This window comes from Rhizobium sp. GCM10022189 (genome assembly GCF_042656325.1).
Classification (GTDB): Bacteria; Pseudomonadota; Alphaproteobacteria; order Rhizobiales; family Rhizobiaceae; genus Rhizobium.
In genome coordinates, this window is the sequence record NZ_JBHSOR010000039.1 from 298,660 (window position 1) to 313,776 (window position 15,117).

A 15,117-nucleotide genomic window follows, 5' to 3' on the forward strand; every position below is an offset into this window, starting at 1 on the left:
CCATGCAGCTGACATCGTCAAAGGAACGGATCGTCACGGCCATGGCTGTTGGCGGAAGTGGTATCCTGCTGGCAGGGCTTTTCGCCGATCCCTCCGGCATTCTCGTCGCAATGGTCGCAATCTGGCTCTTTACAAGCTGGCGCACCGGTCTGGCCGTGCTGCTCATCGGCTGTTTGCTGACAGCGACAGTCGTTCTCTCCCCTGCCAATTTCGGCAATGACGAACCGGCCCGCGTCGTCATGTTTTCCTGCTCGGCCACCGCTCTGTGGTTTTTTATCAACGTCTTCAAGCCGCAGAGCCTGTTCGACCGCGTCTACAAGAATATTCAGCCCAATATCGAAGATATTCCGGGCTTCGGCTGGTCGGCCTATCCCGACGGTCGCCTGCGCTTCCTGAACCCGAAAGCGCTCGATTTCGTCGGCGTGAGCGCGGAAGAAATGAGCAGGATCGCCAAGCTCGACAATCATTCATGGTGGAGCCTCTTCGTGCATCCCGATGATGTCGAGGGATGCAAGGCAAGGTGGGAGCACAGTCTCAAGACCGGCGAGCCGATCTTCGAGGAACAGCGCGTGCGACGCGCGGACGGGACCTACCGATGGCTTCGCGATTCCGCCATCGCCTCGCGCGACGAACACGGCCGCATCACGGCCTGGTTTGCAACGTCTGTCGATATCGACGATCAGCGAAAGGCGGAAGCGGCCCTGCGGGAAAGCCAGCAGCAGCTGCAGCAGATGATCGACACCGTGCCGGCTCTCATCTGGTGCGCCAGCCCGGCGGGCGAAACCTCCTACATCAACAAGCCCCTCATGCACTGGACAGGGATTTCGCTTGCGGGCAACGATCGCGCCGACACAAGACGGTTCGCGACAGCGATCATCGATGCCATTCATCCCGAAGATCGGACGCTGTTTCAGCAGAGCCTATCGCGGGCCTTCGAGACCGGCGAACGTTTCGCCCTGAAATATCGGCAGCGGCGCTTCGATGGCGCCTATCGCTGGATCGACGGCAAGGCCGAGCCGCTTCGCGATGCCGACGGCCAGATCATTCAGTGGTACGGCGTCTGCCTCGACATCCATGACGAAATGGAAGCCCACGAAGCAGCCCGCCAGCGCGAAGCGGAACTGCGCCTGATCGTCGATACGGTGCCGTCCCTGATCTGGCTCATGACCCCCGAAGGGCTTCCCTGCTATCTCAACAAGCGCTTCTCCGAATGGGCCGGGCTCAAGGAGGGCGACATCCATTTGAAGACGACGGAGCATGTCGCCGCGCAGGCGGAACTCGTCCATCCCGACGATCGCGCCGCAGTGACGGAAGCGTTCAGGAATGCCATCGCGACGGGGCAGCCCATCAACCACAAAGGGCGGCTTCGCCACCGGGACGGTCAATACCGGTGGATGGATTCACGTGTCGAACCCCTGCGTGATGAAAGCGGCAAGATCATTCGCTGGTATGGCGTCAATCTCGACATTGACGACGAGGTGCGTGCGCATGAAGCGTTGCGCCAGTCCGACGAGAGGCTGGCAAGGGCGCTGCGCGCCGCCAGCATGTCCGAACTTTCCGTCTCGATCGCCCATGAACTCAACCAGCCACTGCAGGCGGTCGTGGCCAATGCGAATGCGTTCCGCCGCTGGCTCAGCGCGGAACCACCGAACCTCGAACGGGCGCTGCGTTCCGCCGACTGGATCGTGCGCGATGCCGATGCGGCAGCGGAAGTCGTCAGCCGCATCAGGGCGCTGTTCGGCAAGATCGCCTACCCCAGAACCGCCGTGGATCTGAACAAGCTGATCAACGATGCCTGCGAACTGATCGCCGACAAGCTCGCCTTCAACAAGGTGAAGCTCGATATCAATCTCGATCCCTATCTGCCTGCGACCAGCGTCGATCATGTGCAGCTGGAGCAGGTCCTGCTCAACCTCATCCGCAACGGCATCGAAGCGATGCACGATATCGAGCCAACGGCGCGAACCCTGAAGATCGAATCGAGGCTGCGGGCCGACGATACGGTCGAGGTGAAAGTGATCGACCAGGGCAGCGGGATCAGCGACACCGAGAAAATTTTCGAGGCGTTCTACACGACGAAGCAGGATGGGATGGGCATGGGTCTTGCGATCTGCCGTTCCATCATCGAATCCCACGGCGGGCGCTTGTGGGCCGAGAACGGCGCTCACAGCGGTGCATCGATCACGTTCAGCCTGCCCGTACGCGACCTTCAGGCCAAGCCGGCGCCGCGCGAAATCCATGCCAGGCCGGCGGTCAGGGAGCTCGAAGCCCTGTCTGCGTGACCGTCAGGAGGTTCGCATCCCGCCTGGTTTTCGCGGTCGGTAAATCGTAGCGGCAGGGATCCGGACTACCGGATGGCGTCTTGCGAGGCGCTTTGCGTTGCAAGCTGATGGCGCCATTGGCTGGGTGTCGTTCCGACGAAACGCCGGAACAGCCGGCTGAAATGCGCATGGTCCGACAAGCCGCAAGCAAAGGCGATATCACCCATTTCATGCTCGGAGGCGAGCAGCAATGCCCGCGCGCGTTCGATCCGCTGCTGCATGACGAAGGCATAGGGCGACATGCCGAAGCTGATGGAAAAGGCGCGACGGAAATGGCCGGGGCTGAGCCTTGCCGCCGCGGCCAGATCGTCGACGCGGACCGGTCCTTCCAGTCTTGCATCGACATAATCGGTGACGCGCTTGACCTGCCAGCCGGTGAGCCCGGACCTGCGGCGGCTCTTCTCCGGGGTATTTGCCTCCTCCGACGAATGACAATACCTGGATACCACCAAAACAGCCTGCTTCAACCTGATCTCACCATCCATCGGACCACCCCCTGCAACTGGCGGGATCGCCATGTCCAGATGAACTTTGATCGTCCGGGAAATCCATAAGGTGAAGGTCTAGCGCACTAGGCCGAAAGGATAGGTTTCAGGCGTGTTATAGCTCGATGCGCGGGTCGGCGAGCGTCTGCAGGATCTCCACGACAATGCCCACCAGGATGTAGAATGTTCCGAGCACCATAGTGACACCGAGAACCGCCGGAAGGTCGGCGCTGGCCAGGGACTGAACGATATAGAGCCCGAGGCCGGGCCACCCGAACACAAGCTCGACGATCAGCAGGTTGCCGAACAGAAGCCGTATCTGCAGACCGATCATCGCCAGAGCCGGCGAGGCGGCGTTGCGAAGACCATGGCGCAAAACGACTGTGGCCTCACGAAGGCCCTTGCCCCGCGCAGTGGCGATATAGGCGTGCTGCATCACGTCATGCAGCGCGCTGGTGAGGCTGCGCCCCACCGAGACTGCGATCGGCAGCGCCAGACAGCAGGCGGGCAGCAGCAGATGGCGGATCGCATCCAGGCCGAGATCGCCCCTCCGGTCGATCAGCGCATCGATGAGATTGAAGCCGGTTGGACCGCCGACATCGCCATCGCTCATTCTGCCCGATCCGGGCAGCCAGCCGAGCCGGAACCAGAAGACATAGACGATAAGCAAGGCGGACATGAAAATCGGCACAGAGCCCGCCGCTATGAAGAGCAGCCGCAATCCTCCCGCGCCGCCGACAATATGCGGCGATATTGCAAGAATGGCAGCCAGCAGAAGACCGATGCAGAGAGCCGCCAAGGACAATTCGAGCGATGCCGGCAAATATTGCCTGATATCGGCGGCCACCGGCTGACGGGTCCTGACCGATATCGCGAGATCGCCCTGCGCAAGCCGCGACAGGAACCGGCCGTACTGGACGATGACGGGGTCGTCGAGGCCGAGTTGCTGGCGAAGCTCCTGCACATTCGACAGAGGCGTCAGCGGCCCGGCGATGGCGCGCGCCGGGTCGGCTGGAATGATGCTTTGCAGGCAGAATACCGTAAAGCTCATCGCCAGGAGAGCGGCAGCAAGGCCCAGGATTCGCCTGACGAGATAGGCCAGCATCTCCTAGGCCCCTCGCAATGCTGTCCTGAGGCCGTCTCCGGCAAGATTGGCGAAGAGGCAGATGAGAAAAATGACGGCAGCCGGCAATGTCGGCAGCCACCAATAGGCAGAGAGGCTATCGAGCGCCCTGGACGTCATCGACCCCAGTTCGGGTGCGGGCGCCGGCTGGCCGAGGCCGATGAAGGACATGAGCGATATCGTCATGATCACGTTGGCGATGTCCAGCGTCGCGGCGACCAGCAGGGCCGGGACGGCACCGGGGAGAATATAGCGCAGCAGCAGGCGCGGCCCGCGGATACCGGCCGCCCTTGCGGCCTCCACATGCGGGCGGGCGTTCAGCCGGCGCAGCTCGTCGCGCGATATGCGCGCATACCACGGCCACCAGGCAATGCCGATCGCAATCATCGTATTCATCAGCCCCGCGCCGAGCGTCGCGATCACCGCCAGTGCCACCGTTGAGGGCAGGATCAGGAAAAAATCGACGACCCATTGCGCCAGCATGTCGAGCTTGCGGCTGATGAGGCCCGGTATCATGCCGACGCATCCACCGACGACGAGGCTGATGGCAACGAGGGCAATTGCGGGCAGCCAGGTGTACTGGATGCCGAGGATGATGCGGGAAAACAGATCGCGCCCGATCTCGTCCGTCCCGAACCAGTGGTCCCACGACGGCGGCAGATAGGCCGCCGCAACCCGAAGCTGGGGATTGAACGGCGTCAGCAGGGTCGCGAACACGGCAACGATCGTGATGGCGACCACCCCAAACAACCCAATCCGGTCGATCCAGCCGATGCGTCCGAGGACGACGGGCCAGCGAACGAGACGTTCCTCGGGAAGCTGTTCATGAACGTTCATCGCCCTGCCCGCCCGTGTTTGCATGTGTTTTCGATAGCGAAGCAAGAATGGCGGCCATCGGCCGAGGATTGAACCCGGCAGTTACGGTGTCGGGGTCTCCTTCCCGCATTATCCTGCCCCCGTCCAGTACGACGATCCGATCGGCGACTATCCGGGCGGCAGCCAGATCATGGGTCACGAACAGCACAGCGATGCCGAGCCGCCGTCTGAACTCGCCGATCAGGTTCAGCGTGGTGGCGGCAAGCGACACGTCGAGCGCGCTGATCGGCTCGTCGCAAAGCAGAAGTTTCGGAGGCACAACGAGGGCGCGGGCAAAAACGGCACGCTGGCACTGGCCGACCGACAGGCTGGCCGGCAGTGACGACATCAGCTCCTCATCGAGACCGACCAGATCAAGGGCAGCGGAGACTTTGCGGAGACGTTCCGCCTTGTCGAGGCCGAGAGGGCGCAACCGATCGCCGATCTGTTCGCCGATCGGCAGCCAGGGCGTCAGGGAAGAAACCGCATCCTGAAAAACAACCTGCGGCGCCTCTTCGATCCGGATGATTTCGCCGCTATCTGGTGCCAGCAGCCCGGCGGCGAGCCTGAGGATCGTCGATTTGCCCGCGCCGCTTTCGCCGAGCAGGGCGACGCATTCGCCGAGCCCGACCCGGAGGTTGACCGATTCCAATACCCTCCGCGGCCGGCGCCGGCCGAATGGGCCGACGGTCACTGTGAAACTCTTGCTGACATTGGTCAGCTTGAGCGCTTCAGCAGGTTCCGTCACGGCCGCGGTTGGCCAGATTTCCGTAGAACAAAGCTGCCGTGCGCTGGATTGCGCGAGGTCGGGGAAGAAACAGGCGACGGAATGGCGAGCAGCCGAAAGCGGCATCAGTTCGGGCCGACTGGTGATGCACGCGTCCCGGATGGCGGGGCAACGGGAAGCGTAACCGCAGGCATTTTCGGGATCTGCCAGGCGCATCCGTTCGTCCGGCAGGGTCGGGAGAGAGCGCTGACGATCCGTGTCGAAATCGAACTGGGTCGCAAGCAGGCCGGCCAGATAGGGATGGCCGGGCTTGGCCAAGACATCGCGAGTACCGCCGATTTCCAGGACACGCCCCCTGTAGAGCACGAGCATGCGGTCTGCGAGCGAAGCTGCAGCCGTCAGGTTGTGGGTTATGAAAAGAATTGCGGTCTGCTGTTCGCGCGCGATCTTGCGCAACAGTTCGAGAATCTGGCCTTGCAAGGCGAAATCGAGCGCGGTGATCGATTCATCGGCAATCAGCAGCTTCGGTTGAGCCATCAGCGCCATCGCGATCAGGATACGCTGACGCTGGCCGCCCGACAGACGATATGGAAACGTATCGAGGATCGCGTCCGCATCCGGAAGTCCGGCCCGACCCAGCCAATGCCTGATGAAATCATCGTCTCCGCCGGCAGATTCCCGGAGCTGACGGCGGATCGTCATCGTCGGGTTGAGCGCCCCCATCGGATCCTGCGGAATGGCACGAACGAGCCCGTGACGGGCAGCCCGCAACACCCGCGGCCTTGCGCCCACGATCTGCGTGCCGGCGACACGAATGGAGCCGCTGATATCGGGTTGGCCGGACGCCGGCAGCAGGCCCTGGATTGCCGCGCCGAGCGTGGTCTTGCCGGAGCCGCTTTCCCCGACGGCCGCGATGATCTCGCCTGGCATGACCTCGAAGCTGATATCGTCGAGCACCAGGTGATCGCGACCGTTTCGCCAGAGGACGACACGGAGATCAGCGATGGAAAGCACAGCGTCGGTCACAGCGTCAGCAACTCCCTCAGCTTGAACAGCAGCCATGAATCCTGCCGAAAGCCGCCCGTCCGACCATCAGCGCCTCACGCTTGAAAAGTCGATACTGCCTCTCGGGAAGACCGGGCGAAGGCCCAGGTCCTTCAGGCCCCTGCGATGGACGACCACATCGTCGACATCGACGAGCGGAATGAAACGGCCCGCATCGAAATACATGCGCCCTGCCCTCTCATAGAGTGCGTTTCGCGCGGCCACATCCGTCGCCGAGGCACCTTCAGCAACAACGGCGTCGGCCTCCGGAAGCGTGCTGCCGTAAAGGTTGAGCGGCGCATCGCCGGTAAAGAACGCTTTTGCCTGATTGTCCGGATGGGCGGCGTCCGGAGAGGCGATGATCAGCAGCATATCGGGGGCCGCCGGGTCGCCCTTCATGGCATAGGCTGCCCCCGGCGGCATGATACGGGACGTTGCCTCGACGCCAATCATCGACAGCTGCGCGATCATCAGGTCGGCGATACGCCCGTAGCTCGGATTGGCGCTATAGAGCCCGATGGTCAGCGCAATCGGACCATGCTTAACGATGGCAGACTTCGCCGCGTCGAAATCGGTCGGAAACTGCACCGGCTGCGCCGGATCCAGCATGATGTTCGGGTAGAGCGATTTCGAGACATGGGCATATTGGCCAAAGGCATCGTTTGCCCACAAATTCGGGTTGATCGCGGTCAGGACCGCCTTTCGGACCTCGGCGTCATCGAGCGGCGATCCCGGTTTGATGAAGGCTTCGAATTGCGCCATGCTGGGTGCGGACGTTATCTCCAGATCGGCCGGCAGGCTGGCGAGCTGCGCAAACGGGAAATTGGCCGGAACGCTGTCGATTTCGCCGGCCTTCAGCTTGAGAATTTGTTGCCCGATATCTGGAATGACGGGAAATTCCACCTTGCTGAAATAGGGCTTGGCGCCCCAATAATCGTCGTTGCGTGCGAGCACGTAGCGTTCGCCGCGCTTGAATTCGGCAAGCCTGAACGGCCCGGTGCCGACCGCGTGATCGGTCAGCCACCCTGTCGCAAAATCCTTGCCGGCGTGACCGGAAAGTGCGGTCGGGCTGATGATCTTCGGTCCCCACGGGCTCGCAAGGCTGTCGATGAAGGAGGGCTGCGGGTGTCGCAGCGTGATGACGACGGTGGACCTGTCCGTTGCCACGATATCGGCCATGTTGGCGAGCGTATAGTTCTGTACAAACCCGCCGTCGCGGCGACGCTTGAACGAGGTGACGACAGCCTCGGCATCCAAGGCAGTTCCATCATGGAACTTGACGCCCTCGACGAGGTGGAACGTGTATTTGAGGCCATCGCCGGACATCGCCCAATCCCCGGCCAGTGACCCGACAATCCTGGTCGAGCCCGCCTCGTATTTGACGAGACCTTCGTAGATGCTGTCCAGAACGGTCAGTCCGGCGACCTCGAAGCCATTGTCCGGATCGAGGGTGCCGATGTCCGACGAATAGGGAATGCGCAGGACGTCCTGCGCATGAGCGAGGGCAACCGAAGTCAGGAATCCAAGCAAAAACGCGAGCAGGCGAAAGCCGACGAGGCGGTTGAAACGTGAGGATATCGAAGCGGACAGGAATTTCGGCATTGCATGATCCGTGATTGCATCATTTCCGGCGCGGACAGCGGCAGCGCGAGACAGGAATTACCTGCCGCGCCACCCGTTGCCCAACGCCAGCGTCATCGCGATCATAGCGGAACACGACTGAAAAGCTTTGAAGATTCCGCGCCATAAATATCTCTGCTTTGACCGGAGACGCGATGCCGCGGATGCATTCTCACCGCCCGGCCGCCGCCCCGGCCCGCAATCCGACACTCCTCAGATAGGCTTCCAATGCCGTCACCTCCCCTTGCGAGATGATCGCGCCGACATAACCATCCGGACGAACAAGAATCCGGTCGCCCGGCGCAGCCTCGTAGGTGTCGCGGAACCGGTTCTCGCTGTCGGTGTAGTCTCCACCTTGCCCGATGCGGTGGATGTGCAGTGCTTTGAGCGGTTGGACGGCGACCGTCTCTGCTTCAAATTCCAGCAGGGTCCAATGGGGTCCCTTCAAGAGGTCGAACAGCCGTGCAGGTTGACCTGCGGCCCCCTTCAACAGGACGTCGGGCGCGCGATTGCCGGCAAGGACGCGCGCCTGACGCCGGGGAGCGTCAAGGGACAGGCTGGAGCCGATATAGCCGATGTCCAACCGCCAGGTCGCGAAGCTGGAGAACCTCGGCCTCATCCAGCGTCAACCGAGCACGACGGACCGGCGCGTCACCGAAGCGGTGGTCACCGCGAAGGGCAAATCGATGACGGACCGCGTCGATGCAGCGCGCGAGAGGATAGGCATCGAAATATTCAAGACATGGGATCCCGATGATCTGGATAATCTGGTCCGCCTGATGCAGAAGTTTGCCGATGCCGTGAAGGATGATCCGGTCAAGGGCTGACGCATGCCGCGCAGATGAGCAGGGTCGAGCCGCCCTGTCAGATCGACATATCCTGTCGGCGCAGCCGGAAGGCGGCGAGGCGCCGGCGGGACGGCAGGCGCCTCGAGGCTCTCGTTTGAGCCGGTCTACCAGCAGGTGAAGCCGGCATCGACGTTGACGATTGCTCCCGTCATCAGGCTTGCCGCGCCGGACGCAAGAAAGAGAACCGCGCTTGCGACCTCCTCGGGCGCGCCCATGCGCCCCATCGGCGTGTCGGCAAGCCAGATCGGAATCCGCTCGCGATTGGCCTCGACCGCCGCGACCATCGGCGTTTCGATATAGGTCGGGGCAACCGCATTGATCCTTACCCCGTGCTGCGCCCATTCGGCGGCCATGGAACGGGTGAGGTGGTGAACGGCAGCCTTGGAGACGTTATAGGCGGTCTGCGGCTGCGGCCGGTTGCAGATGATGCCCGACATCGAGCCGAGATTGACGATCGCGCCCCGTTTCATCGCCACCATATGGCGGCCGAAGGCGCGCGAGCACCAGAAGACGCCGTTGACGTTGACATCCATCATCCGCAGCCAATCGGCGTCCGTGACGTCCTCTGCGGCAATCCCGTTCTGGCCGATCCCGGCATTGTTGACCAGGATCGTCGCCGGACGACCACCCTCGGCAAGTTCATTGGCAATCGCCTCCATGCGGGCGGAATCGGTCACGTCGCCGACACGAAGTTCGACGTCATATCCTTTGTCCTTGAGCGCCAGCGCCTGTTCTGCATCGGCCTCGTTGCGCTCTATGACGACGACGGCTGCGCCGGCTTCGGCGAGCGCGTGTGCGCAGCAAAGCCCGATGGCGCGCCCGCCGCCGGTGACGACGGCGCGCTCGCCGTCAAGACGGAATTTCTCCTGATAGCTCATGGTTTGCTCCTCAGATATCGAACGCGCTCGGGAGAACGACGATGTCGCGGATCGTCACGTTGCGCGGACGCGTCAGCATGAACATGATGGCGTCGGCCACCTCCTTGGGCTCGATCAGGGCGCCGGCCTCCTTCGCCTTGCGCAGGTTCTCCTCCGGCCAGTCGGCAAGCAGCGCGCTGATGACGGGTCCCGGCGAAACCGAGCCGACACGAATACCGCTTTTCAAAAGCTGACGGCGCATCGTCTGGACGAAGCAGTGCATCGCCCATTTCGACGGCGAATAGACGGGCTCCCACGGGACGGGCGAATGGCCTGCGACCGAGCTTGTGACGACGATGTCGCCGCTGCCGCGTTCGATCATATGCGGAATGACGGTCCGGACGTTCTTGATGACGACATTAACGTTGAGGTTCAGCATCCGGTCGATCGCGTCGAGATTGGCATCCGCAAGGTCGCCGCCGATATAGGTGCCGGCATTGGCATGCAGAATGTCGAGCTGCCCTACCTTCGACAACACGCGGTCGAGAAGCTGGGCACATGCCTGCGCATCCAGCAGGTCCAAAGCGAGAGGTATTGCCCGTTCGCCAAGGCGCTCGCTGGCTGCCGCCAGCGCCTTCTCGTCGCGGTCGACAAGAACGACCGTGGCGCCTGCTGCGATCATCGCCTCCGTCGATGCCATTCCGATACCGGACGCGGCGCCCGTGATCGCGGCGACCTTCCCTTTCAACTCGTTCATTCCTTCCTCCTTGGTTGGGGCGGCCTATCTCGCTCCGCCGCATGCTGCATGATATTCGGCAAGGCTCTTCGTCACCCGCCAGACCAACAACGCCTCCGGGTCGAGCGGCGCATCGGAAAACTGCTCGGCAGCCGGCATGTGCTGCCAGAAGAGCGGGCGCGGTACGGATTTTCCCGCAAGCGCGCCGCAAAGACGTGCGACCGCGGATTGCGCCTGCTCGGATGTCCAATAGTAGCGAATGCGATCGGACAGCGAATAATGCCGAAGCCAGCGCCGCTCGTCCTCGCTGCCGTGATAGTGGCGGCTCCAATTGTCCCGATGCGCCAGCATCAGAGCCTCCATCGCGGCATATAGCGGACGCTCGCCATAATCAGGCACAAGGTCGGATGCGATCAAATCCAGCCCGTAGAGGGCTTCGCGCAGGACGAAGGTCAGTTCCGGCCCGACCTTCAGGATCGGAAAACCGTCTGCGACGAGCGCGGCCAGCGGACCAATGCCCTGATAGTCGGTGGAATGCGCCTCAAACACGAATTGCGGCTCGTCGTCGAGCACCTGCTTCAACGCCTCGATCTTGCTGCGGTCGTAGCTGACGACATTGTGGTTGCCGAATTCGACGCCCGGCTGCACCACAAGGCCGATGGCGCGCGCAAAGGCTTCCGCCAGACCGGCTTCGGCGAAGACACGACGATGGACGTCGATGGTGCGCCTGGCGGCCGAAGCGGCAGTCGGCTCGATCGCAGTCAATGTATGATCCGCGCCGCCAGGAGGAGGAACCTCCGTGCCGATGACATAGACCGGCATGGTGGCCCCTGCCCGCCTTGCCGCGGTCTCCGCGACAGCAGCAAGCCGCGCCGCTCGACGGGCGGTCGCCTCGTCGTCCAATGCGGCGGGTTCCCCCAGGCAGCCCATTGATGCGTCGAGATGGATCTTGCGGAACCCGGCCTCGATATAGGCCGCCACCATCCGCTCGGCTTCAGCCATGGCCTCGTCAGCCGCCCGATCCCGCCAGGGGTTCGGTCCGAGATGATCGCCGCCCAGCACAATGAGGCTTTCCGGGCAGCCCTCCTCTTTGGCAATGCGCAAAACCAGAGCCGCAAAGTCTGCGGGGGTCATCCCGGTATAGCCGCCCAGATGGTTCACCTGGTTGCAGGTGGCTTCGATCAGAACCGTGCTCGAACGGTCGCGCCCGTGACGCAGTGCCGCCCGCAAGACGACCGGATGGGCCGAGCAGACGGAGGTAATGCCGGCCGGACGACCCTCAGCCCTGAGCGCAGCCAGTTCGGTGAGCGCAATCTGCATCAGGAGCGCCTTTGCGTTGAGGCGATGAACGCGTCGAGTTCCTGGCGGGTGCCGGCACCCTCCATCGGGCCGCGGACCGTCACGTTGCGCGCACCAGCGGCCGAACCGTAGGTGAGTGCCTCGCCTGGTGACATTCCGAGCCGCCGGCAGGTGAGGTAGGCCCCGCCGAAACAGTCGCCGGCGCCGGTCGGATCGACCTCCTCGACGAGGAAGGCAGGAGCATCGATACGGTCCCCCTCTCTGCCGAAATAGGTCGCGCCCTCTGCACCGCGCTTCAGCACGATCTCCTTCACGCCGATGTCGAACAGACGCCGGATCGCATCGGCCCCGCCCGCGATGCCTGCGGCGCGCTCGAGTTCTTCCCCCGACGGCAAGAGCAGATCGGCCGTGGCGACAAGCCGGGAAAACCGGCGTTCGGTATCCTCGTCGAGCTGCAATTCCTTGCGGAGATTCGGATCGACCGAGAGTGTACCGCCGCGCGCCTTCACGATGTCGACCGCCTTGTCGATGACCTCCCGTGCGCTGGGAACGGAGAGAGCCGAACCCATGACATGAAGATGCCCGCTGCGGCTCACGAGATCGCTGACACTCGCGGACCAGCCGAAGCGCGCGGCGGCCGATCTGGCGATATTGTAGACGAAGTCGCGGGAGCCGTCCTTGCGGTAGCGGACGAAGGCGCTTCCCGTCGGATAGTCGGGATCGACGGTGATGGCGGACACATCGACACCATCGCGCTTGAGGCGGTCGATATTGACGCGGCCGAAATCGTCGTTGCCGACCGCCCCCACCATTGCTGCCGCTCCGCCGAGCCGGCCGCATTGCGAGATGAAGATTGCCGGCGCCCCGCTTGCGAACGGCCCGACAAGCGGCTGGGCTTCAAGGAACCCCTCTCCGAACGTCGTGGCGACGATCTCCACCAGGATCTCGCCGACGCAAACCGTGGGGCCGAGTTGGTCCGGAGCCAGCACTGAAGCCATTGCAATCCCGCTTTCGATAGATGCCGCTAAATCGCAGTTGATCGTTGTATTGCACCGTCTTCGCCACCGAATTCCTCGTTTTCGAGGGAAAGGAAGCGCCCGTGCAGCATGCATGCCGCCCCAAAGGCGGAACCGAATTCCGCGTCGCCATCGACGACGATCGCGGGTGTCGGAAAAGGAATATTCTGGCCCTCCGACATGTGGACCGCCACGCGGGCCGCCACCATCGGATAAAGCGAGGCGACGGAACCGCCCAGAACGATCCGGTCCGGATCGAGCAGGCGGCAGGCCTGCAGCAGCGCATAGGCCAGATGCCGCGACCAGATCTCCGCTATGTTTACCGCGTCCGGAACGCGATCGCGAACGTCGGTGAGAAATTCCTGCAGGTCGGCGTCGGCGCGGCCGGTCGCTTCCCTGTACTGCCGGATCAGCACCTCGCGGCCGATCAGCTGCTCGAATTTCTGCCCGCCGCTTCCCGGCACGAGGGTATGGCCGATCTCACCCGCGAGGCCATGGCCGCCGCGAAACAGCTTTCCATCGATCATGATCCCGCCGCCGACACCGGTCTCCATGAGCAGGAAGAGCGTTACGCCGGCAACGCCGTGACGATAGCTGTCGCCGATCGCGAAAGCGTTGGCGTCGTTTTCGACCGCGATCGGCACCTCGGCCGGAAAGGCGCTGCGGCCGATCTCCTTCAACGGCACGTCCCGCCAGCCGATGATCGGCGCAAGCGTGACAATTCCGTCCGGCCGGATATGGGCCGGCACGGATATGCCGAGCCCCTTGCAACGCTCGATCATCTGCTTCGGCATGGCGTCCGTGATGAGATCGACCCCGCGCGCCACGGCCTCCTCCACGCTTGAGGACTGGGCGTGGAAGGCGAGCCTGCGGCAGACCCGGACATCTGCCGAAAAATCCACGACAACGGCAGATATATGCTCGACGCCGAGTTCGATCCCGGCAAAGAACGCGGCATCCGGCACCAGTTCGAGCATGATTCCCGGACGGCCGGCGCGGGATTGCTCCGAGCGCTGCTTGCTGCTCTCCTCCGATTCCTGGACCAGGCCGCTTTCCGTCAGTTCGGCAACGATCTCCCCTGACGACGAACGGTTCATGCCGAGCTTCCGCGCCAGATCGGCCCGGCTCAGGCGGCGATGGCTGTAGATCGTCTGCAGGGCGGCAACGATGTTGTTCTGCCGGATCCTGCGCGGCGAGCTTCCGATGGAGACAGTGTCATTCATATTCATTTCTCTTCAAATCGACTGCTCCAGCCTATACGTGCGAAGCAGATCGGCAGAAGGATTATCACGGGCGCGCGTTCGTGACGCGCCGCCGCTTGGCTTCCTCGTATTTCAGTTCGATATAGCGCTTGGCATGAGCGGCCAGCGGATCGTTGTCGGTCCAGGTATCGCGCCAGATTGCGCAGGCGAGCGAGAGGCCTTCGTCGACCACGGCGGTCGAAAAACTCTCGAACACGATGTCGCGCCTGTAATCGATATCGAGCAGCGCATCGAAAATAAGGTCGAAATTGATGACGCCGTCGCCGAGGTAGCCGCGATTGCTTTCGCCAATGTGGAAATAGCCGATCTTGTCGCCGGCAAGCCGGATCGCGGCCGCCGGATTTGCTTCCTCGATATTCATGTGGAACGTGTCGAGATGCAGCCGGACATGGTCCGACCCGGTTTCGGAGATGAACTTCAATCCCTGGGCCGTGGTGTTCAGAAGGTTCGTCTCGAAACGGTTCACGATCTCCAGGACGAGATCGACCCTCGCATCCCGCGCGATATCCGCAGTCGCGGCGATCCCGGCGACGCTGTTGTCCCAGCCCTTCTTCGTCGGCTGCCGGTTATATTTGGTATGCGCGGAATAAAGGATGCCGCCGAGCTTGTTTCCACCGATGTCACGAACCGCCCGCACGGCATCGGCCAGCATCTGCCTGCCGGCGGCAACGGCTGCCATATCCTCGCTTGAAATATCCTTGTCGACAGGAAGGCCCATCGTCACGCCGATCTCGACATCGAGCGACTGGGCGAGCTTCGCCAGACGATCGAGATTGAATTTCTCGGGGCGCAGATAGGCAAATTCGATCGTACGATATCCGTGCTCGGCCGTCTTGTTGAGAGCCATTTCGAGCCCCTCCTGCGTTTGGCCGCCTGTCCATACAAATGAATGGATACCCAATCGACGCATAGCCGTTTCCCTCC

Annotated in this window: 13 protein-coding genes and 1 pseudogene; 2 read left to right on the forward strand and 12 right to left on the reverse strand. The window is 62.7% G+C overall.

Annotation, left to right across the window (positions count from 1 at the left end):
- Positions 1-2: 2 nt before the first annotated feature.
- Positions 3-2,282 carry a PAS domain-containing protein gene (locus tag ACFPWW_RS16405; RefSeq protein ID WP_377312546.1) on the forward strand — a complete coding sequence of 760 codons (2,280 nt, stop codon included), beginning with the start codon at positions 3-5 and terminating at the stop codon, positions 2,280-2,282.
- A 65-nt stretch (positions 2,283-2,347) separates the two neighbouring features.
- Here the strand turns inward: ACFPWW_RS16405 and ACFPWW_RS16410 are convergent, their stop codons facing one another.
- The 6 genes from ACFPWW_RS16410 to ACFPWW_RS16435 form a co-directional block, all read right to left on the reverse strand.
- Positions 2,348-2,770, reverse strand: coding sequence for a helix-turn-helix domain-containing protein (locus tag ACFPWW_RS16410; RefSeq protein ID WP_162712747.1), 423 nt, complete (start codon positions 2,768-2,770; stop codon positions 2,348-2,350).
- A 151-nt stretch (positions 2,771-2,921) separates the two neighbouring features.
- Positions 2,922-3,911: an ABC transporter permease gene (locus ACFPWW_RS16415; RefSeq protein ID WP_377312548.1), complete on the reverse strand. Its 990-nt coding sequence runs from the start codon at positions 3,909-3,911 to the stop codon at positions 2,922-2,924.
- A gap of 3 nt (positions 3,912-3,914) precedes the next feature.
- Entirely contained in the window at positions 3,915-4,766 is an 852-nt protein-coding gene (locus tag ACFPWW_RS16420) for an ABC transporter permease (protein ID WP_377312549.1), read from the reverse strand.
- Positions 4,753-6,573 carry an ABC transporter ATP-binding protein gene (locus ACFPWW_RS16425; RefSeq protein WP_377312551.1) on the reverse strand — a complete coding sequence of 607 codons (1,821 nt, stop codon included), beginning with the start codon at positions 6,571-6,573 and terminating at the stop codon, positions 4,753-4,755. Before ACFPWW_RS16425 ends, ACFPWW_RS16420 begins: the two co-directional genes overlap by 14 nt.
- A 30-nt stretch (positions 6,574-6,603) precedes the next feature.
- Positions 6,604-8,157, reverse strand: coding sequence for an ABC transporter substrate-binding protein (locus tag ACFPWW_RS16430; RefSeq protein ID WP_377312552.1), 1,554 nt, complete (start codon positions 8,155-8,157; stop codon positions 6,604-6,606).
- Between the two features lie 190 nt (positions 8,158-8,347).
- The gene (locus ACFPWW_RS16435) at positions 8,348-8,752 is read right to left on the reverse strand and encodes a hypothetical protein (RefSeq protein WP_377312710.1); all 405 of its coding nucleotides are present in this window, start codon (positions 8,750-8,752) and stop codon (positions 8,348-8,350) included.
- A 4-nt stretch (positions 8,753-8,756) separates the two neighbouring features.
- Between ACFPWW_RS16435 and ACFPWW_RS16440 the strand changes: the two are divergent.
- Positions 8,757-9,002 (forward strand): annotated as a pseudogene (locus ACFPWW_RS16440) (MarR family winged helix-turn-helix transcriptional regulator); the annotation flags it as partial.
- Positions 9,003-9,127: 125 nt separating this feature from the next.
- On the opposite strand, the gene ACFPWW_RS16445 reads toward ACFPWW_RS16440, so the two are convergent.
- From ACFPWW_RS16445 to ACFPWW_RS16470, 6 genes are all read right to left on the reverse strand, one after another.
- On the reverse strand, positions 9,128-9,901 hold the full coding sequence (locus ACFPWW_RS16445; protein WP_112755385.1) for an SDR family NAD(P)-dependent oxidoreductase: 774 nt from the start codon (positions 9,899-9,901) through the stop codon (positions 9,128-9,130).
- Positions 9,902-9,911: 10 nt separating this feature from the next.
- Positions 9,912-10,637 carry an SDR family oxidoreductase gene (locus ACFPWW_RS16450; RefSeq protein WP_112570187.1) on the reverse strand — a complete coding sequence of 242 codons (726 nt, stop codon included), beginning with the start codon at positions 10,635-10,637 and terminating at the stop codon, positions 9,912-9,914.
- Positions 10,638-10,661: 24 nt separating this feature from the next.
- Complete coding sequence (locus ACFPWW_RS16455) at positions 10,662-11,936, reverse strand: D-tagatose-bisphosphate aldolase, class II, non-catalytic subunit (protein WP_377312554.1); 1,275 nt, start codon at positions 11,934-11,936, stop codon at positions 10,662-10,664.
- Positions 11,936-12,913, reverse strand: coding sequence for a sugar kinase (locus tag ACFPWW_RS16460; RefSeq protein ID WP_377312556.1), 978 nt, complete (start codon positions 12,911-12,913; stop codon positions 11,936-11,938). Before ACFPWW_RS16460 ends, ACFPWW_RS16455 begins: the two co-directional genes overlap by 1 nt.
- A gap of 26 nt (positions 12,914-12,939) precedes the next feature.
- Positions 12,940-14,154: an ROK family transcriptional regulator gene (locus ACFPWW_RS16465; RefSeq protein WP_377312557.1), complete on the reverse strand. Its 1,215-nt coding sequence runs from the start codon at positions 14,152-14,154 to the stop codon at positions 12,940-12,942.
- A gap of 64 nt (positions 14,155-14,218) precedes the next feature.
- Positions 14,219-15,103, reverse strand: a complete 885-nt coding sequence (locus tag ACFPWW_RS16470) for a sugar phosphate isomerase/epimerase family protein (protein WP_113497179.1) — start codon at positions 15,101-15,103, stop codon at positions 14,219-14,221.
- Between the last annotated feature and the right edge of the window lie 14 nt (positions 15,104-15,117).